This is a genomic window from Paenirhizobium selenitireducens ATCC BAA-1503 (genome assembly GCF_900492185.1).
GTDB lineage: Bacteria > Pseudomonadota > Alphaproteobacteria > Rhizobiales > Rhizobiaceae > Allorhizobium > Allorhizobium selenitireducens_A.
The window spans coordinates 1-18,606 of the sequence record NZ_UEYP01000002.1; the positions used below are offsets into that span (position 1 = coordinate 1).

An 18,606-nucleotide genomic window follows, 5' to 3' on the forward strand; every position below is an offset into this window, starting at 1 on the left:
CGAGTGCCTGAACGAGACCCTGTTCTCGTCGCTCACCCAGGCCCGCGCCGCCATCACCGCATGGAAGGAGGATTACAACAAAAACAGACCGCACTCGTCGCTGGGCAATATCACCCCCAGCGAGTTCGCAATGAAAATGGCTATGGAAAAACAGGCCGCATGAGGCCAGATTAAAAACCCAAGACTCTCCCGAAAACTGGAGGAAGATTGGGTCTCAGGTCATACCGACAGAACGTACTTCGGCATGAGGTCAGGCGAGGGCAGCCCGGTTTTGGTGTTTCCGGGCAACAAGGATCAGTACCATATATCGGAAGCTCGGAGGGTCGAGAACGCTCACTTCCCTATGATGAGGCAAGTGGCCTATGAACTTGAGCAGTCGCTGATAGCCTTTGGTGATGTCACGTGAGATGGCATGGCAGCCGCTCGGCATGTACATGCGCAACGACGTTGGAACAGGGAGAACTGACCTGCTGCCGGTTTCCTGGGCACCGATTTAAGGTGTTCCGCATGTAACCGGAGAGGATGAATGCAAAGACGGGTATTCAGCCGCGAGCACAAGCTTTAGGCGGTGAAACTGGTCAGGAAATGGGGGTGCTGTTGCGCAGGCTCCTGTGATCTCGATACGCACGATAATGTGTGCAGCAGCTTGAGACCGAACGGCCCCGTCGTGAAGTAACCCGGCTCCCATGGGTCCGTCCCCCCAAACGACCGCCCCCGCTGCAAATTGTCGCCCGTCGATCGAACATGGGATTGACTCATATCAGCGGTTCGTCGGATGTGGCGGAGCGTAGAAAGACACGGAGACCTCATGCGCCGGGCGCTTATCGGAACGGCCATCATCAGCCTGGTGCTCAACCTTCTCGGTTTGACCGGGCCGTTCTACATGCTGCAGGTCTATGATCGCGTCATCCCGTCGCAAAGCGTGCCGACGCTGGTTGCCCTTTCGATCTTCGCCCTTTTGCTGTTTGCCTTTTCCGGCCTGCTCGACGTGCTGCGGGTGCGGATTCTCGCCCGGTTTGCCGGCATCGTCGATGCCTCTCTGACCGAGCGCGTCTTTGACGTGATCGCCGGCGCGCCGCTGAAGCTCAAGCTCGGGGGCGATATCCTGAGGCCGGCGCAGGATCTCGACCAGATCCGCCTGTTCCTCGCCGGGCCGGGGCCCGTCACCTTCTTCGATCTGCCCTGGTTGCCCGTCTATCTGGCCGCCTGTTTCTTCCTTCATCCGGCGATCGGCTGGCTGGCGACGGGCACGCTGGCGCTCCTGCTGGCGCTGAATTTCGCCGCCAGTTTCCAGACGCGCAAGCCGACCGCCGTTCAGGCCGCCGAGCTCTCCGCCCGCAACGCGATCGGCGAGGATGCCAGCCGCAATGCGGAAATCCTCGTTGCGCTCGGCATGCATGCAAGGGCCGCCGGACGCTGGAACGAGGCGGCCGACGCCGCCGCCGAGGCGCAGCGGCGCACGGGCGACATTGCCGGCCTCTATTCCGGTCTCTCCAAGACGATCCGCCAGGTGGTGCAGTCGGCCTCGCTCGGGCTCGGCGCCTATCTGGTGGTCGAAGGAAGCCTGAGCGGCGGCGCGATCATCGCCGGATCGATCATCGTCGCCCGCGCGCTGGCGCCGGTCGAGCAACTGGTGGCCAACTGGCGCGGGCTCTTGTCGGCGCAACAGTCGTGGAAGCGCCTGCAGCGGGCCTTTGCGACATTCCCGCAGCAGGAGGAACGCACGGCCCTGCCGCCACCGAGCCGCAGCCTGAGTGTCGAGGGGCTCTATGTCGGTCCACCGGCCGGCGGACAGCGGCTGACCGTGCAGAATGTCTCGTTCCGGCTGGAGGCGGGCACCGTGCTGGGGATCATCGGGCCGAGCGCATCCGGCAAGTCCTCGCTGGTGCGCGCGATCACCGGCGCCTGGCCGGCGATGCGGGGCAAGGTCTGCCTCGACGGCGCGAGCCTCGACCAATGGTCGGCCGAAGCGCGCAGCCGCCATGTCGGCTACATGCCGCAATTGTCGGATTTCTTCGCCGGAACGATCGCCGAGAACATTGCGCGGCTGGATCGCAACGCCGACCCCGCGCTCATCGTCGCCGCGGCAAAGGCGGCGGGTGCCCATGACATGATCGTCGCCCTGGCGGACGGCTACGAGACACGGCTCGGCGCCGGCGGCGAGGCCCTGTCGGCCGGCCAGCGCCAGCGCGTCGCGCTCGCCCGGGCGCTCTATGGCGATCCGTTCCTGGTCGTACTGGACGAGCCCAATTCCAATCTCGATGCCGAAGGCGAACAGGCGCTCGCCGCGGCGCTGCGTGGCGTCAGGGCCCGCGGCGGCATCGCCATCGTCGTGGCCCATCGCGACAGCGTGCTGGCCGTGCTGGACCGGCTGCTGATCATGGATCAGGGGGCGGTCAAGGCCTTCGGCCCGCGCGACGAAATCATCAAGCTGCTGACCCATGGGCGACCGGCGCCGCAGCGTCCGCCGTCCGCGCCGGCCCTCACCGTCGTCGACAACGAGGGCCAGCCATGATGCCCGTCCAGCGCAACAAGGGCCTTGGCCGCTCGCTCGACCGGCATCTCGCCGCCGGGCTGCTCTCGGCCATCCTGTTTCTGACGGCGATCGGCGCCTGGGCCATGACCACCAGTCTCTCCGGTGCCGTCATCGCCGGAGGCTTCCTGGTGGTCGAGGGCAATGTCAAGAAGGTCCAGCATCCCAAGGGCGGCGTGGTGGGCGAACTGCTGGTCGGCGAGGGGCGGGCGGTGGAAGCGGGCGAAATCCTGCTCAAGCTCGACGACACGGTGATCCGCGCCAAGCTCGATGCGACCAAGGCGACGCTCGACCAGCTCTACGCCCGCAAGGCCCGACTGCTGGCCGAACTTGGCGATGCGAGCGCGGTCGAGGTGCCGACGGCGCTGGTTGGGCGTCTGCCGCCGGATGGCCGCGACGCGATCATGCAGGCCGAGCGGCGGCTGTTTGCCGATCGTCGTGCCGAGCGTCAGGGGCAGAAGGAGCGGCTGGACGGCCAGGCGGTTCAGCTCGAGGAACAGGTGTCCGGCCTCACCGTGCAGATGACGGCGAAGCAGGACGAGATCGCGCTGATCGGCCGGGAGGCGGAGGCCCAGGACACGCTCTATGCGAAGAACCTGACCTCGCTCAGCCAGGTCCTGGCGCTGAAGCGCGAGGCCGTGCGGCTGAACGGCGAGTTCGGCCAGTTGAAGGCGCAGATCGCCGCGACCAAGGCCCGCATCGAGGAGATCGGCCTGCAGAAGATCCAGATCGACCAGGCCATGCGGGCCGAAGTCTCGACGGAATTGCGTGACCTCGAAACCCGCGAGGGCGAATTGCGCAGCGAAGAGATCGCCCTGATCGAAGACCTGCAACGGGTCGACATCCGGGCGCCGGTGGCGGGCGTCGTGCACAAGCTCGCGGTTCATACCGCCGGCGGCGTTGTTTCGCCGGCCGAGGGGCTGATGGAGATCGTGCCGCGCGAGGCGGAACTGGTGGTGCGGGCCCAGGTGCGGCCCGACGACGTCGACCAACTGGCCGTCGGCCAGCCGGCCAGGGTGCGGTTCACCGCCTTCAACCGCAATACCACGCCCGAGTTCGACGGCAAGCTGGTGCGCGTCTCCGCCGACCTCGAGGTCGACGAGCGCACCGGTGCTGCCTTCTACCGGGCCGACATCGGCGTGGACAAGACGGATGTGGCGCAGCATGCGGGCCTTGAGCTGGTTCCCGGCATGCCGGCGGAAGCCTATGTGCTGACCGGCGACCGCAACGTCCTGTCATGGCTGATGAAGCCCATCACCGATCACGCCGCCCGCGCCATGCGGGAGGAATGACGCGGCGGTAAACGGACGTCAGGAGAAAATGTGATGAAGCTGTCGTTCCTGTCCGGGCTCATTCGTGCCGCCAAGGCGCGCTGGTTCTTCCTGCTGGAGATGCCGGAGGGCAACCGGTTCGAGGACAAGGGGGCGGCCGGGCTGAAGGGGCGCGTGATCGTCAAGCGGGGAACCGGCAATACGATCACCATAGGAAGCGGCACCCGTTTCGATGGATCGATCGAAATCCTCGGCACCAAGAACACGGTCGTGATCGGCGACAACTGTCACTTCAAGGGTGACATCGTCGTCAAGGATCACGGGCAGACCGTGACGTTCGGCGACCATTCCACCTGCAAGAGCGTCTACATTCTCTGCCAGGAGGGCTGCAGCGTGCGGATCGGGCGATGGTGCATGCTGTCGCGCGACATCGAGATCCGCACCACCGATGCACATTCGCTTATCGATCGCCAGACGGGAAAGCGGCTCAACACGGCGGCCTCGATCGCCATCGGCGATCACGTCTGGGTGGGCGTGGGGGCGATCATCAACAAGGGGTCGCGCATCGCCGCGGACAGTGTTGTCGGTGCCATGGCCTTCGTCAACAGCGCTTTCGACGAGGAGGGCGTCGTCATTGCCGGCGTCCCTGCCAAAATCGTCAGACGGGGCGTGACCTGGCATCGGGGGAGAAAGAAGGCATTTTCATCCGCCGAAATGGATGCCTGGCGCGGATAGGGCGTCCGTGCCCGAAGCAGGTTCGCGGCAAGGCAATGTCCGGCCCCCTGGAGTGAAGGCCGAACACCGATCGCATTGCAAAGGTCAGTTCGACCGGGAGAGCAACGACTGGGCTTCCTCGAAACGGCGGCGGCGTTCCGGATTCTTTTCGTCTGCCGCATAGCAGGTGCCGTTGAGGCAGAACTTGACGAGCTTGAACGGCGCGGTTGCCTTTTCGAACTGGCACTCGATCGTGTCGGTGATGCTTGCTGGCTCGGCATCCAGTTCGGTCGAATAGGTCAGCCGGACGCCCGGCGGCGTCAGTTCCGGAAAGGACTGGACAACGCCTACCTTCACCGCAGTGGCCATTTCGAAATTGCGCGCAACGAGCGAGCAGGTTTCTTCCAGGCCGGGCGCCTGGGCGAAGGCCAGGGTTGGGGCGGCGAGCAGGGCGGCGGTGAGCATAATGGTCTTCATAGTCCCTCCAAGGGCAAAAGGCTGAGATCCACCAAAGGCTTGCGCAAGGGACATTGTTCCCTTGCATGTTTAGTCTAGCGCCAATTGCCACGCATGTCCTGTTCTGAAATAATCGCAGCCCAAGGATTTGAGTGGCGGATGTATGGCGAATTCGACTGCGAATGAGGTTTGGCCGGCATCCCGCCCAGTCATCGGGCCCGGCGATTTTCTGAAGGTTGGCGGAGCGAGCGGCGAGGAGATTCGTCGCTTCGACTGGGCGGCGACGAGTCTCGGGCCGATCGACGATTGGCCCCTTTCTCTGAAGACCACCATGCGCCTGGTGCTGTCGTCCAGACAGCCGATGTCTTTCTGGTGGGGCCCGGAACTCCTTCACTTCTACAATGACGCTTATGTGCCCATGCTCGGTCAGCGCGCCGGCAATGCGCTCGGACGGCCGTTCAAGGAAGTCTGGGACGACGTATGGGGGATGGTATTGCCGTTCGTGCGCAGCGCGCTCTCCGGCGAGGCGACCTGGATGGAAGACATGCCGCTCACCATGATGCGCAACGGATATCCCGAACAGACTTACTTTACCTTCTCCTACAGCCCGCTCTACGGTGACGACGGCGCCGTCGAGGGCCTGCTCAACATCGTGACCGAAACGACCCGGGCGGTGGCCGACCGTGCTGGGCTGCATGTGGCTTACGAGCTGGCGCAGGAGCACATCCGCGAGCGTGCGCGCCATGAGCGCGAACTCAAGCTCCTCAACGAGGAGCTTGCCCATCGGATGAAGAACACACTGGCGATGACCCAATCAATCGTCACGCAGACATTGCGCAGCGCGGAATCGATGAGCGATGCGATAGCCACCGTGACAGCGCGAATCGGCGCCCTTTCCAAGGCCCAGGATATTCTCACCGGCACGCCGGGGACGACCGCGAGCTTTGAGGAAACTGTCATGGCTGCGCTTTTGCCGCACCGCGACAGGGACGACCGCTTCGTCGTTTCCGGAGGGGAGACCTACCTGACGGCACAACAGGCGCTCGGACTGTCGCTCGCCATCCACGAACTGGCGACCAACGCGACCAAATACGGTGCCTTGTCGCTGCCGGAAGGGCGGATAGAGATCGGCTGGTCGGCCGCCGAAGACGGTTCGTTTTCCTTCAACTGGGTCGAGTGCGGCGGTCCGCCGGTGACGGCCCCTGTGCGCCGTGGCTTCGGCTCGCGCCTCACCGAGCGGATCATTTCTGAGATCTTCTCCGGCGAGGGGCGTATGACGTTTGAGCCGACAGGCCTCATATTCCGGCTCGTCGGCCGGCTCGACATGTCCACCGACGTTCCCGGATAGCGCGGCTCGCCGCACCGCGCCGTCGGTTCGCTCGCCGGTTGCGGCTTTGACAATGATCAAGGCCAGGTCCTGTCGGGTTATCTATCGTTGATCGAGTTTGACAGGGCCGCGCGATGGCAGACGTACTTTTTCAGGTGGACAATGTCACCAAGACCTATCGCACCGGCGATGTCGAGGTCTGGGCCCTTCGCGGCGTCGACCTGACGCTGGAGCGAGGCGAGATGGCGGTGTTGCTTGGCCCCTCGGGCAGCGGCAAGTCGACGCTACTCAACATCATGGGCGGGCTCGATCGGGCCAGCTCAGGCAGGGTCCGTTGCGCCGATCACGAGTTGACCGCGTTCTCCGAGCGGCAGCTGACGCAATTTCGCCGCGACCACATCGGCTTCGTCTTCCAGTTCTACAATCTGATCCCGAGCCTGACGGCCTACGAGAACGTCGCTCTGGTGACGGAGATCGCGGCCAATCCGATGGACCCGGGTGAGGCACTGGAGATGGTCGGGCTCAAGGACCGCATGGATCATTTCCCGGCGCAGCTGTCCGGCGGCGAGCAGCAACGCGTGGCGATCGCTCGCGCCATCGTCAAACGCCCGGACGTGCTGCTCTGCGATGAGCCGACCGGTGCGCTCGATTCGAAGACCGGCGTGCTCGTTCTCGAGGTCCTGTGCCGTGTCAACGCGGAATTCAACACGACCATGGGGATCATCACCCACAATGCCGCCATCCGGCAGATCGCCCATCGCGTCTTCTCCTTCCGCGACGGACGGATCGAGGAGTCCTCCACCAATGCGGTGCGGCTGCCGCCCTCCGCCGTGAGCTGGTAGCGCCATGTCGATGCTCGACCGCAAGCTCTACCGCGACCTGCTCAGGCTCTGGGCCCAGGTGCTCGCCGTTGCGCTGGTCATGGCCTGCGGGGTCGCGACGATCATCATCGCCATCGGCTCCTACCGCTCGCTCGAGGAGACCCGCGATGTCTTCTACGAACGCTATCGCTTCGCCAATCTATTCGCCGAGGCCAATCGTGCACCGCTGCACCTGCGCGACCGGATCGCCGCGATCGAGGGGATCGGCAGCGTCGAGCTTCGAATCGTCAAATATGTGATGCTCGACATCGAGGGCATGGTCGAGCCGGCGACCGGCGTGGCCGTCTCCCTGCCGGATAGTGGCCAGCCGGGCGTCAATCGTCTCTATATCCGCAGCGGCCGCCTGCCCGAACCGGGGCGGGCCAACGAGGCCGCGGTGCTCGACAGCTTCGCCAAGGCGCATCGCCTGAAGGAAGGAAGCCGGTTTGCCGCCGTGATGAACGGCCGCAAGCAGATCCTGACCGTGACCGGCATCGTGCTGTCGCCGGAATATATCTACACGATCGGGCCCGGCGACATGGTCCCGGATCCACGCCGCTTCGGCGTCTTCTACATGTCGCGCAAGGCGCTCGAAGGCATTTTCGACATGGGAGACGCCTTCAACAATGTCGTGCTGTCGACCCTGCGCGGCACGAACCTGGACGTGACGACAGCAGCGCTGGACGACTTGCTCGAGCCATATGGCGGGCGCGGCGCCTATGGCCGCGAAGACCAGATTTCCGACACCTTTCTCGCCAACGAATTGGACCAGCTGAGGGCGATGGCGGCGGTCATTCCGCCGATCTTCCTGTTCGTTGCCGCCTTCCTCGTCAACATGATCCTGACGCGGCTGATCACGCTGGAGCGCGAGCAGATTGGGCTTCTGAAGGCGCTCGGCTACCGCGAGACGGAGGTGGCCTGGCACTATCTCAAGCTCACCATCGTCATTGCATTGATCGGCGTCGCGATCGGTTTTCTAGCGGGAAACTGGACCGGGCGCGAGATGACCAAGCTCTATGCCCGCTTCTTCTCCTTTCCGTTCCTGATTTTCCGCGAGAGCTTCGACCTCTATGCCATATCGGCGGGGGTTTGCGTCGCGGCCGCGTTTGCCGGGGCGATCCGGGCGATCTGGGCGGTCGTCGTTCTGCCGGCGGCCGTCGCCATGCAGCCTCCGGCCCCTTTGCGTTTTCGCTCATTGTTCAAGCGCCGCTTGGGTGGGCCCAAATTCGTGTCGCAGCTCACCATCATGGCTTTCCGGCAGATCATCAGAGCACCGGTCCGCTCGTTCCTGACCTCGCTCGGTGTCTCCTTTTCCGTCGCGTTGCTGGTGGTTTCGATGTTCACCACCGATGCCGTCAGCAACATGGTGGAGGAGATTTTCTTCCGCATGGAACGGCAGGACGCCAGCCTGTATTTCGATCAGGACCGGCCCATCGCCGCGCTCGATTCGGTGCGGCAGTTGCCGGGCGTCCTGCGCGCCGAGCCTTTTCGGGCGATCTCGGTGACGTTGAGGAGCCGGCACAATGAGAAGGATCTGACGATCTTCGGCCTCAACTCCGAGACCGATCTCGGGCGCATCATGGACGCCGACATGCGTCCGGTCCCGCCGCCACCCAACGGCATTCTGCTGATCGGGCGCGTCGCCGATGAATTGGGCGTCAAGGTCGGGGACATGATCGAAGTGGAACTGGTCGAGCGCGACCATCGCAAGGTTGCGGTTCCGGTGACGGGCATCAGCCAGAGCCTGGTCGGCATTGACGCCCATATGCATATCGAGGCGCTCAACCGCCTAATCGGGGATGGGCGGCGGATTTCCGGTGCCCGTATTTCACTCGACGCCTTGCAGCGGGACGCGCTGTTCGCCGAGGTCAAGAACACGCCGGCGCTCGCCTTCGTCATGCTGATCGGGCTGTCGCGGGAACGTTTCCGGGCGACCATCGAGGAGAATATCGTGATGGTCCAGATCGTCTACACGACGCTGGCCGTCATCGTCGCCTTTGGCCTCATTTATAATTCGGCGCGCATCCAGCTTTCGGAACGGGCCCGGGAACTCGCCAGCCTAAGGGTGTTGGGCTTCACCCCGTCCGAAGTCTCCAGCGTGTTGATGACGGAGCTTGCCACCGTCATCCTCGCGGCACAGCCGCTCGGCTGGCTGCTCGGCTATTCCTTCGCCAGCCTTGTGGTCGATGGGATCGAGAGCCACCTCTTTCGCATACCGTTTTTTGTCAATGCTTCGACGTATGCCGTGGCGAGTCTCGTGGTCCTGGGGGCATCGCTTGCCTCGGCGCTGATCGTGCGCCGCAGGATCGACGAACTCGATCTCATCGCCGTACTGAAATCCAGGGAGTAGCCCGATGCAGGGAAAATGGTTCAAGCGTGTGATCGGTGTCGTCGCAGTCGGCGCGATGGTTGCCGGTTTTGCCTATGCACTCAGGGAAAAGCCGCAGATGGTCGACGTGGGCGCGGTGACACGCGGACCGATGCGGGTCACGGTGTCGCAGGAGGGCGTGACACGGGTGCGCGAGGTCTATGCGGTGTCGTCACCCATTGCCGGCCATCTCGCCCGCACGGTGCTCGACGAGGGCGACACGGTCAGGGCGGGCGTGACCGTGGTGGCGGCGATCCATCCGCTCGATCCGCCGCTGATCGACAGCCGCAGCCAGGCCGAGCTCATCGCCGCGCGCGATGCGGCGCGCGCTGCGGTGTCGATGGCCGAGATCGACCTGAAGCGCCTGCAATCCGACTTGCAGTTCGCGCGCGACAACCTGCAGCGGGCGGAGGCGCTGGCCAAGACCAAATTCCTCGCTCAGAGCGCGCTGCAGAAGGCGGGCACCGACGTCGAAGTGCTGGAAGCGCAGATCGGTTCGGCGCAGGCCGCGATCGAGTTGCGCAGGGCAGAGCTTGCCAGCGCCGAGGCACGCCTTATCCCCCCGAACGATCCCAACCGGAAGCCTGACGCCAGTTGTTGCGTCTACCTGACCGCCCCGGTCGACGGCGTCATCCTCTCGGTTTTCGCCAGAAGCGAGCAACCGGTGGCGGTCGGCACCAAGATCGCCGAGATCGGCGATCCGGCCGATCTTGAAGTGACCGTCGATCTTCTGTCGTCGGATGCCGTGCGCGTTGCGACGGGTTCGAAGGCGGAGATCTTCGACTGGGGCGGCGAAAAGGCATTGTCGGCCAAGGTCCGTCGCATCGATCCGGCCGGTTTCACCAAGGTCTCGGCGCTGGGTATCGAGGAGCAGAGGGTCAATCTCGTTCTCGATCTGGAGGAAAGCGATCCGCGTCTCGGCCACGGTTTCCGTGTCTATGCGCGACTCACCTTGTGGCAGAGCGACGAGACGCTGCAACTGCCGATCAGCGCACTGTTCCGCGATGGCCGGCAGTGGAGCGTCTTTGTCGTTCGCGGCGGTCGGGCACAGCAGGTCGCCGTCGAGATCGGGCAGATGAACGACGAGACGGCCCAACTGCTGGGCGGGCTTGCCGAAGGAGAGCGGGTCATCCTGCATCCGAGTGACATGATCAGCGCAGGCACGCTGGTCGAGGAGCGCAAGGAATAGGTCAGCGGCCGCTCCCGCCGTCAAGTTCGGTCAGCAATACATCAACCGTGAGCCAGGCGGGATCAGACGGCCCGGCCGGTTTCGCCAATCACGCGGGTCAGGCTTCCGGTTGCCGGGAAGAGCGGGATGAGGCAGGCCTGGAGCGCGTGGTAGATGTCGCCCTTGCCGGGGAAGAGCGTGGTCGAGGGGGCAAGATCCTCGGTCAGTTCCTCGTGCCAGCCGCCAAAGGCATGATCCAGGCTGTGATTGGCGATGAAACCCCAGATCCTGCGGTAGCTTTCCTCATGGAAGTCGCTCGGCAGATGCTGGTTGAGGAAATGCGCGGCGGCGGCTCCCTCGCAGAGCGGCCACCAGAGCTTCATCCGCTTGTCCGGCACGTTTTCCCAATCGAGCGTGTAGAAAAAGCCGCCCCGGTGCTTGTCCCAGCCGAGCGACATGGACTGGAAGAACAGGCCGCGCGCCGCTTCCGGCATCCAGTCGTGCTTCCTGTCGCCGAGCACCCACAACTGGAGCACCAGGCGGGCCCATTCCAGCCAGTGACCGGGCGTGGTGCCGGCCGGGCGGAACATTTCGTTCGGGTGGTAGTAGATGCGGTCAAGCGTCCAGTTCTCGTCGAAATGCTCGGGCACGCGATAGCCCTGTTCGGCGGCACGGCGACGGATCACGAGGTCGGCAATGGTCGTCGCCTTGTCGAGATAGTGACGCTCGCCGGTCGCCTCGAAGGCGGCCATCAGCGCTTCGGTCAGGTGCATGTTGGAGTTCTGGCCGCGATAGCCGGGCACGGGCTGCCAGTCGGATGAGAACTCCTCGGCGATCGCACCGTGGCGATCTTCCCAGAAGCGGGTCTCCAGTATTTCGGTGATGTCGGCGAGCATCCGGTCGGCAATCGGATGGCCGACCGTCTTTGCGGATGAGGCCGCCAAGAGCACGAAGGCGTGGCCGTAGCCCTGCTTCGAGGCGTCGGCGGCGCCATGGTCGTCGACCTGCCAGAAATAGCCGCCATGGGTCTCGTCGCGATGGCGGTTCCACAGGAACTGCATGCCGTGATCGACGATGTCGGCGGCACCGGGACGGCCGAGAAGGTCGCCGATGGCGAAGCAATGCACCATGCGGGCGCTGGCATGGATGCCACGCACGGGATTGTCGGTGGACAGAGGCTTGCCGTCGCGCGTCAGATCGAAGAAGCCGCCCTTCGGGTTAATGCTGGCATATTGGAAGAAATCGAACAGGCCGTTTGCCTGGTCCAGCAGCCATTTGCGGTGGTAGGGCCGGCCGGTCCAGTTCTCTGCCGGTGCCGAAGTTGCTGTGACCGCGGACATGACGCTCCTCCCGTCGTGCATCTAATCGTTTGAATGCCATAGCGGCAAATGTCGTGCTTGTCACCGCGGCCGGAGGCTTCGTCCACCGATGGCGGCGCGAAGGGTAAATGAGATCGGAATGTCATTCGTATGTTGACATAAACATATCTTTATGTGATTTCGCTGTAATGTCTTTTGTAAGGAAGGGGTAGGCCATGCTTGACACGCTGTTCGGTTCGCACGTCACGAAGCGGGATGGGGCCGAGGTCATGCGGGCACTGCGACAGGCGGCCAGCGAACGCATCCTGATCCTTGACGGCGCCATGGGGACGCAGATCCAGGGGCTGGGCCTTACCGAGGAGGCCTTTCGCGGCTCTCGTTTCATCGGCTGCGCCTGTCACCAGCAGGGCAATAACGACCTTTTGATCCTCAGCCAGCCGGACGCGATCGAGGAAATCCACTTCCGCTATGCGATGGCCGGCGCAGACATCATCGAGACCAACACCTTCTCGTCCACCCGCATCGCCCAGGCCGACTACCAGATGGAAGAGGCGGTCTACGACCTCAACCGCGACGGGGCACTGGTCGCCCGCCGCGCCGCGATCCGGGCCGAGCGCGAGGACGGTCGTCGCCGTTTCGTCGCCGGGGCCATCGGTCCGACCAACCGCACGGCCTCGATCTCGCCCGATGTCAACAATCCAGGCTACCGCGCCGTTTCCTTCGACGACCTGCGCATCGCCTATGGCGAGCAGATCGACGGGCTGATCGACGGCGGCGCCGACATCATCCTGATCGAGACGATCTTCGACACGCTGAACGCCAAGGCGGCGATCTTCGCCTGCGAGGAGCGCTTTTTCGCCAAGGGCGTGCGCCTGCCGGTGATGATCTCCGGCACGATCACCGACCTGTCCGGCCGCACGCTGTCGGGCCAGACGCCGTCGGCCTTCTGGTATTCGGTGCGTCACGCCAACCCGTTCACCATCGGGCTGAACTGTGCGCTCGGCGCCGATGCCATGCGGCCGCATCTGCAGGAACTGTCGGGCGTTGCCGACACCTTCATCTGCGCCTATCCGAATGCCGGCCTGCCCAATGAATTCGGCCAGTATGACGAAAGCCCGCAGGACATGGCGCGCCAGATTTCAGGCTTCGCCGAAGAGGGACTGGTCAATGTGGTCGGCGGCTGCTGCGGCTCTACGCCCGAGCATATCCGGGCGATCGCCGAGGCGGTGGCCGGCAAGGCGCCGCGCCGTCCGGCCGAACACCGGCCCTTCATGGCGCTTTCGGGCCTCGAGCCCTTCGTGCTGACCAAGGACATTCCCTTCGTCAATGTCGGCGAGCGCACCAATGTCACCGGCTCGGCCAAGTTCCGCAAGCTGATAACCGCCGGTGATTACTCCGCCGCTCTCGTGGTCGCCCGCGACCAGGTGGAGAACGGCGCGCAGATCATCGACATCAACATGGACGAAGGCCTGATCGACTCGGAAAAGGCCATGGTCGAGTTCCTCAACCTGATCGCCGCAGAGCCGGACATCGCCCGCGTGCCGGTGATGATCGATTCATCTAAGTTCCCGATCATCGAGGCGGGGCTCAAATGCGTGCAGGGCAAGGCGATCGTCAATTCGATCTCGATGAAGGAGGGCGAAGACGCCTTCGTGGCGCAGGCCAAGCTCGTCCGCAATTACGGTGCCGCCGTCGTCGTCATGGCCTTCGACGAGAAAGGCCAGGCCGACACCTATGAGCGCAAGGTCGAAATCTGCGAACGGGCCTACAAGCTCTTGACGGAACAGGCCGGCTTTGCCCCGGAAGACATCATCTTCGATCCCAACGTCTTTGCGGTCGCGACCGGCATCGAGGAGCACAACAATTACGGCGTCGACTTCATCGAGGCGGCCCGCACGATCCGCCAGAAGATGCCGCTGGTGCATATCTCCGGCGGCGTTTCCAACCTGTCCTTCTCCTTCCGCGGCAACGAGCCGGTGCGCGAGGCGATGCATGCCGTCTTCCTCTACCACGCCATTCAGGCGGGCATGGACATGGGCATTGTCAATGCCGGCCAGTTGGCGGTCTACGAGAGCATCGACCCCGAATTGCGCGAGGCCTGCGAAGACGTGGTGCTCAACCGCCGCAGCGATGCCACCGAGCGCCTGCTGGAAATCGCCGAGCGCTATCGCGGCACCGGCGAGAAACAGGCCCGCGCGCAGGACATGAGCTGGCGCGAACTGCCCGTCGAGAAGCGGCTGGAGCATGCCCTGGTCAACGGCATCACCGAGTTCATCGAGGCCGATACGGAAGAGGCGCGGCTCAAGGCCGACCGTCCGCTGCATGTGATCGAAGGCCCGCTGATGGCCGGCATGAACGTGGTCGGCGACCTGTTCGGCGCCGGCAAGATGTTCCTGCCGCAGGTGGTCAAGTCGGCGCGCGTGATGAAGCAGGCGGTTGCCGTTCTTCTGCCCTATATGGAAGAGGAAAAGCGCGCCAATGGCGGCACCGGCGAGCGCGAGGCCGCTGGCAAGGTGCTGATGGCCACCGTCAAGGGCGACGTGCATGACATCGGCAAGAACATCGTCGGCGTCGTGCTCGCCTGCAACAATTACGAGATCATCGACCTCGGGGTCATGGTGCCGGCGACGAAGATCTTCGAGGTGGCGCGTGAACAGAAGGTCGACATCATCGGCCTCTCGGGCCTCATCACCCCGTCGCTCGACGAAATGGTGCATGTGGCCGCCGAGATGGAGCGGCAGGGCTTTTCCATCCCGCTGCTGATCGGCGGGGCGACGACCAGCCGCGTGCACACGGCCGTCAAGGTCGCGCCGCAGTACAAGGCGGGCCAGGCGGTCTATGTGACCGACGCCAGCCGCGCCGTCGGCGTCGTCTCGGCGCTGCTGTCGCCCGACACCAGGCAGGCCTACAGCGATGGCATCCGTGCCGAATATGCCAAGGTGGCCGAAGCTCATGCGAGGGCGGAAGCCGAAAAGCAGCGACTGCCGCTGGCGCGGGCCCGCGAGAACGCGGCCAGACTCGACTGGTCGGCTTACCGACCGGTTAAGCCCGGCGTCAGCGGAACGCAGGTGTTCGACGACTATGACCTGGAGGAACTCGCCCGCTATATCGACTGGACGCCGTTCTTCCAGACCTGGGAGTTGAAGGGCCGCTATCCGGCGATCCTTGAGGACGAGAAGCAGGGCGAGGCGGCACGGCAGCTCTTTGCCGACGCGCAAGCCATGCTGTCCAAGATCATCGCGGAGAAATGGTTCCGGCCGCGGGCGGTCATCGGCTTCTGGCCGGCCAATGCGGTCGGCGACGACATCCGCCTGTTCACAGACGAAAGCCGAAGCGAGGAGTTGGCGACCTTCTTCACCCTGCGTCAGCAACTGTCGAAACGCGACGGGCGGCCCAACGTCGCCCTGTCCGATTTCGTCGCGCCGGCTGATAGCGGCGTTCAGGACTATGTCGGCGGTTTCGTCGTGACTGCGGGCTTCGAGGAAATCGCCATTGCCGAACGCTTCGAGCGGGCCAATGACGATTACTCCTCGATCCTGGTGAAGGCGCTGGCCGACCGTTTCGCCGAAGCCTTTGCCGAGCGGATGCACGAGCGCGTGCGGCGTGAATTCTGGGGCTATGCGCCGGCGGAGAACTTCACGCCGGACGAACTGGCGGCGGAGGCCTATGCCGGCATTCGGCCGGCGCCCGGCTATCCCGCCCAGCCCGATCATACCGAGAAGGTCACGCTGTTCCGCCTTCTCGACGCCGAGGCCAAGACGGGCGTCAAGCTCACCGAAGGCATGGCCATGTGGCCCGGTTCGTCCGTGTCGGGGCTCTATATCGGACATCCGGACAGCTATTATTTCGGCGTCGCCAAGGTCGAACGCGATCAGGTCGAGGACTATGCGCAGCGCAAGGGCATGGCCATTCGCGAGGTCGAGCGCTGGCTCGGGCCGGTTCTGAACTACGTCCCGCCGGCCAGTGGCGAAGAGACGGTCTGATCGCCGTCTCGCTTGTCGGCCAGCCATCGGGTTCAGTCGATTTGCAAACGTTGTGCGCGTTCAGGAGTCGGTTCAGCGCCTTGAGGCGCTGATTCAATTGCTTCCCGTATCGATTCAGATGGGGCGGGTAAAGCATTGGCGCAGAATCGAAAAGCGATTGCGCGCGTGCGGTTGTCCGGCCGCTCGCAACCCGGGTCTCAAGTTCTGCTGCCTGTGCGCCGTCCGAGCCGTCAGGCCGCCTTGAAGCGCGCCATGAGGTCGGCGCGGCCGGGATCGGTCAACGTCACCGCCGCGCCGAATTCCAGTGGGGTGAGGGCGGCTTCGTCCGGATAGATGATCCGGTTGGACCTGATCTCCTCCGGCAGAAGCTCCATGACCCGGCGATCGGTGGTTGGGGCGCCGTTGGTCATGTGTTCGCGTGCCGCCACGGCGGGGTCCAGCAGGAAGTCGAGCAGGGCATAGGCCGCCGCCTTGTTCGGCGCGGATTTCGGAATGGCGAAATAGTCCGTCCAGATCTCGCCGCCATCGCTTCCAAGGGTGAACTCGATTTCCGGCATGTCACGGTTCAATTGCAGGCCGTCATTGGTCCAGCACATGGTGAGCCATGCGTCACCGGCACGCATGGCGGCCTGATAGTCGCTGTCGATCGCCAGCAGATGCGGTTTGACCGCGAGCAGCAGTTCCTCCGCTTCTGCCAGTTCTGCCGGGTCGACGGAATTGAACGAGTGGCCGAGGGAGACGAGCGCGCTGCCGATGGTCGTCATCTGGTAATCGTGCACGATGGTGCGCCCGCTGCCCTCGTTCATCGCCGTGGCGAAAAAATCCTTCCAGCTGGAAATGCCCGTTCTCAGCTCGCCCGTGTTGACGGCGATGCCGGTCGTTCCCCAGTTCTTCGGCACGGCATAGGTCCGGCCGGACACCTGGCCGGCCCAGGTGAAGAGCAGGTTCTGGCTGGCGGCGTCGTAATGCCTGAGACGGGCGAGGTCGAGTTCTTCTATCAGATTACGTTCCACATAGGTGGAAATCGTATGATTGGTCGGGATGAAGAGGTCCCAATTGGCGGTGCCGGTGCTCAACGCCCTCAACATCGTCTCGTTCGAACTGGTGACGCTCAGATCCACGGCAATCCCGGTCGCTGCGGTGAACGCTTCGAAGGTCGCCGGGTCGTGATAGTTCGGCCATGAGTTGAGATGGATGAGCCGTCCGGCGTCCTGTGCCGCGACTGGACCGACGAAGGGGTTGCCGCAGGCGCCGCCGAGAGCTGCCGTTGCAAGGCCGAGGCCCGTGGCGCCGAGGAAATGGCGCCGGCTGATCGAGCCGCGCTTCAGGCGCATGAATTGGGCCATGAATTGCGTTGCAGAAACCGGCAGATCCTGTCCGTCGTGCTTCCCCATGCGTCGATCCTCACACATCCCGTCGAGCCGATCCTCATGTTTCCATGATTTTGTAAACAAAGTGGATCGCAGGCGTGCAAATCTCACGCGCGGGCATCGGTGTCCCGTGTCCGCACCGGCATGGTGCTCCTGCCCGGGACGCGTGCCTCACGCCTGGAGGATAATGAGATCGGCGGAATCGATTTTCAGCGAGACGTTGTCGCCGATCGCCGGCGGCGCCATGTTCGGATCGTTGAACATGTCGAAGGACACGGTATTGCCGGCGACATCCATCCGCGTCCGGATGACCGAGCCGAGAAAATGGCTCGACACGACCTGGCCGGTGAGCGTTGTATTGCCGGTCGCTCCAGGCAAAATGGAGCCGGCTTCCGGGCGCATGGCCAGTTGCACCGCGCTGCCGGCGGCAAGGTCGATCTTCTCTCTGAGCACAATCATCTGGTCGCCGATCGCGACGGTGCTCTTTTGCGCGTCGACGACCTTCGCCTCGATCAGGTTCAGCGTGCCGACGAAGGAGGCGACGAAGCGGGTGGCCGGTCGGTTGTAGATCTCGAAGGGCGTGCCGATCTGGTCGGCACGGCCGGCATTCATCACGACGACGCGATCCGAGATCGACAGAGCCTCTTCCTGGTCGTGGGTGACGAAGATCGTGGTGATCCCGAGCTGGCGCTGGATGTGGCGGATTTCCTCGCGCAGCGACACGCGGATCTTGGCATCGAGGGCCGAGAGCGGTTCGTCGAGCAGCAGGACCTGCGGCTTCGGCGCCAGCGCGCGGGCGAGCGCCACGCGCTGCTGCTGGCCGCCCGACATTTGATAGGGGTAGCGGTCGGCGAGATGCTCGAGATGGATGAGCTTCAGCATTTCCGTGACACGCGCCTGGATTTCGTCCTTGGGCTTGCCCGCCACCTTCAAGCCGAAGGCGACGTTGTCGAATACGTTCATGTTGGGAAACAGCGCATAGGCCTGGAACACCATGCCGATATTGCGCTGGTTCGGCTTCAGCCGCGACTGGTCCTTGCCGTCGATCGTGATCGTGCCACCCGACGGGGTCTCGAAGCCGGCGACCATGCGCAGGATCGTCGTCTTGCCGCAGCCGGAGGGCCCGAGAAAGGACACGAACTCGCCCTTGTCGATCGACATGTCGAAGTCGTGGACGACTTTGACTGCGCCAAAGGACTTCTGGATATTCGTCAGGGTCAGGAATGCCATAAATTTG

General features: G+C 63.9%; 13 protein-coding genes. 9 read left to right on the forward strand and 4 right to left on the reverse strand.

Translation table 11 applies throughout. From position 1 onward, the window contains the following. The 4 genes from RHIZ70P_RS23220 to RHIZ70P_RS03820 form a co-directional block, all read left to right on the forward strand. Nucleotides 1–163: integrase core domain-containing protein (locus RHIZ70P_RS23220; protein ID WP_147293960.1), on the forward strand; the 163-nt coding region annotated here is incomplete at its 5' end. 645 nt (nucleotides 164–808) lie between these two features. Beyond that, complete coding sequence (locus RHIZ70P_RS03810) at nucleotides 809–2,515, forward strand: type I secretion system permease/ATPase (RefSeq protein WP_210209728.1); 1,707 nt, start codon at nucleotides 809–811, stop codon at nucleotides 2,513–2,515. Continuing rightward, a complete protein-coding gene (locus RHIZ70P_RS03815; protein ID WP_210209729.1) occupies nucleotides 2,512–3,825 on the forward strand; it encodes an HlyD family type I secretion periplasmic adaptor subunit in 1,314 nt (437 codons plus the stop codon). The genes RHIZ70P_RS03810 and RHIZ70P_RS03815 overlap by 4 nt, the downstream gene beginning before the upstream one ends. A gap of 33 nt (nucleotides 3,826–3,858) precedes the next feature. Further along, complete coding sequence (locus RHIZ70P_RS03820; RefSeq protein ID WP_115669075.1) at nucleotides 3,859–4,539, forward strand: acyltransferase; 681 nt, start codon at nucleotides 3,859–3,861, stop codon at nucleotides 4,537–4,539. 84 nt (nucleotides 4,540–4,623) lie between these two features. Here the strand turns inward: RHIZ70P_RS03820 and RHIZ70P_RS03825 are convergent, their stop codons facing one another. Continuing rightward, a complete protein-coding gene (locus RHIZ70P_RS03825) occupies nucleotides 4,624–4,995 on the reverse strand; it encodes a hypothetical protein (protein WP_115669076.1) in 372 nt (123 codons plus the stop codon). 142 nt (nucleotides 4,996–5,137) lie between these two features. Between RHIZ70P_RS03825 and RHIZ70P_RS03830 the strand changes: the two genes are divergently transcribed. The 4 genes from RHIZ70P_RS03830 to RHIZ70P_RS03845 all read left to right on the forward strand — a co-directional run bounded on the left by RHIZ70P_RS03830 (nucleotide 5,138) and on the right by RHIZ70P_RS03845 (nucleotide 10,718). Continuing rightward, nucleotides 5,138–6,322 carry a PAS domain-containing sensor histidine kinase gene (locus tag RHIZ70P_RS03830; protein ID WP_235842137.1) on the forward strand — a complete coding sequence of 395 codons (1,185 nt, stop codon included), beginning with the start codon at nucleotides 5,138–5,140 and terminating at the stop codon, nucleotides 6,320–6,322. 113 nt (nucleotides 6,323–6,435) lie between these two features. Beyond that, nucleotides 6,436–7,143 (forward strand): ABC transporter ATP-binding protein, encoded by a 708-nt coding sequence (locus tag RHIZ70P_RS03835; RefSeq protein ID WP_115669077.1) that lies wholly within the window; start codon nucleotides 6,436–6,438, stop codon nucleotides 7,141–7,143. A gap of 4 nt (nucleotides 7,144–7,147) precedes the next feature. Beyond that, nucleotides 7,148–9,511, forward strand: a complete 2,364-nt coding sequence (locus tag RHIZ70P_RS03840; protein WP_115669078.1) for an ABC transporter permease — start codon at nucleotides 7,148–7,150, stop codon at nucleotides 9,509–9,511. 4 nt (nucleotides 9,512–9,515) lie between these two features. Next, nucleotides 9,516–10,718 carry an efflux RND transporter periplasmic adaptor subunit gene (locus tag RHIZ70P_RS03845; RefSeq protein WP_115669079.1) on the forward strand — a complete coding sequence of 401 codons (1,203 nt, stop codon included), beginning with the start codon at nucleotides 9,516–9,518 and terminating at the stop codon, nucleotides 10,716–10,718. A 62-nt stretch (nucleotides 10,719–10,780) separates the two neighbouring features. Here the strand turns inward: RHIZ70P_RS03845 and RHIZ70P_RS03850 are convergent, their stop codons facing one another. Further along, nucleotides 10,781–12,037 (reverse strand): AGE family epimerase/isomerase, encoded by a 1,257-nt coding sequence (locus RHIZ70P_RS03850; RefSeq protein WP_115669080.1) that lies wholly within the window; start codon nucleotides 12,035–12,037, stop codon nucleotides 10,781–10,783. A 194-nt stretch (nucleotides 12,038–12,231) separates the two neighbouring features. Here RHIZ70P_RS03850 and metH point away from each other — a divergent pair, with 194 nt between their 5' ends. Next, on the forward strand, nucleotides 12,232–15,999 hold the full coding sequence (metH, locus tag RHIZ70P_RS03855) for a methionine synthase (RefSeq protein ID WP_115669081.1): 3,768 nt from the start codon (nucleotides 12,232–12,234) through the stop codon (nucleotides 15,997–15,999). Between the two features lie 230 nt (nucleotides 16,000–16,229). Here metH and RHIZ70P_RS03860 read toward each other — a convergent pair whose 3' ends face one another. Beyond that, nucleotides 16,230–17,393 (reverse strand): polyamine ABC transporter substrate-binding protein, encoded by a 1,164-nt coding sequence (locus RHIZ70P_RS03860; RefSeq protein WP_115669082.1) that lies wholly within the window; start codon nucleotides 17,391–17,393, stop codon nucleotides 16,230–16,232. Nucleotides 17,394–17,540: 147 nt separating this feature from the next. After that, on the reverse strand, nucleotides 17,541–18,599 hold the full coding sequence (locus RHIZ70P_RS03865; protein ID WP_115669083.1) for an ABC transporter ATP-binding protein: 1,059 nt from the start codon (nucleotides 18,597–18,599) through the stop codon (nucleotides 17,541–17,543). Nucleotides 18,600–18,606: the final 7 nt, after the last annotated feature.

What these genes read in the sequence shown, in the direction of transcription:
- RHIZ70P_RS03810 (WP_210209728.1), top strand. Translation starts at nt 809, where the DNA reads ATGCGCCGGGCGCTTATCGGAACGGCCATCATCAGCCTGGTGCTCAAC.
- RHIZ70P_RS03815 (WP_210209729.1), top strand. Translation starts at nt 2,512, where the DNA reads ATGATGCCCGTCCAGCGCAACAAGGGCCTTGGCCGCTCGCTCGACCGG.
- RHIZ70P_RS03820 (WP_115669075.1), top strand. Translation starts at nt 3,859, where the DNA reads ATGAAGCTGTCGTTCCTGTCCGGGCTCATTCGTGCCGCCAAGGCGCGC.
- RHIZ70P_RS03825 (WP_115669076.1), bottom strand. Translation starts at nt 4,995, where the DNA reads ATGAAGACCATTATGCTCACCGCCGCCCTGCTCGCCGCCCCAACCCTG.
- RHIZ70P_RS03830 (WP_235842137.1), top strand. Translation starts at nt 5,138, where the DNA reads ATGGCGAATTCGACTGCGAATGAGGTTTGGCCGGCATCCCGCCCAGTC.
- RHIZ70P_RS03835 (WP_115669077.1), top strand. Translation starts at nt 6,436, where the DNA reads ATGGCAGACGTACTTTTTCAGGTGGACAATGTCACCAAGACCTATCGC.
- RHIZ70P_RS03840 (WP_115669078.1), top strand. Translation starts at nt 7,148, where the DNA reads ATGTCGATGCTCGACCGCAAGCTCTACCGCGACCTGCTCAGGCTCTGG.
- RHIZ70P_RS03845 (WP_115669079.1), top strand. Translation starts at nt 9,516, where the DNA reads ATGCAGGGAAAATGGTTCAAGCGTGTGATCGGTGTCGTCGCAGTCGGC.
- RHIZ70P_RS03850 (WP_115669080.1), bottom strand. Translation starts at nt 12,037, where the DNA reads ATGTCCGCGGTCACAGCAACTTCGGCACCGGCAGAGAACTGGACCGGC.
- metH (WP_115669081.1), top strand. Translation starts at nt 12,232, where the DNA reads ATGCTTGACACGCTGTTCGGTTCGCACGTCACGAAGCGGGATGGGGCC.
- RHIZ70P_RS03860 (WP_115669082.1), bottom strand. Translation starts at nt 17,393, where the DNA reads ATGGGGAAGCACGACGGACAGGATCTGCCGGTTTCTGCAACGCAATTC.
- RHIZ70P_RS03865 (WP_115669083.1), bottom strand. Translation starts at nt 18,599, where the DNA reads ATGGCATTCCTGACCCTGACGAATATCCAGAAGTCCTTTGGCGCAGTC.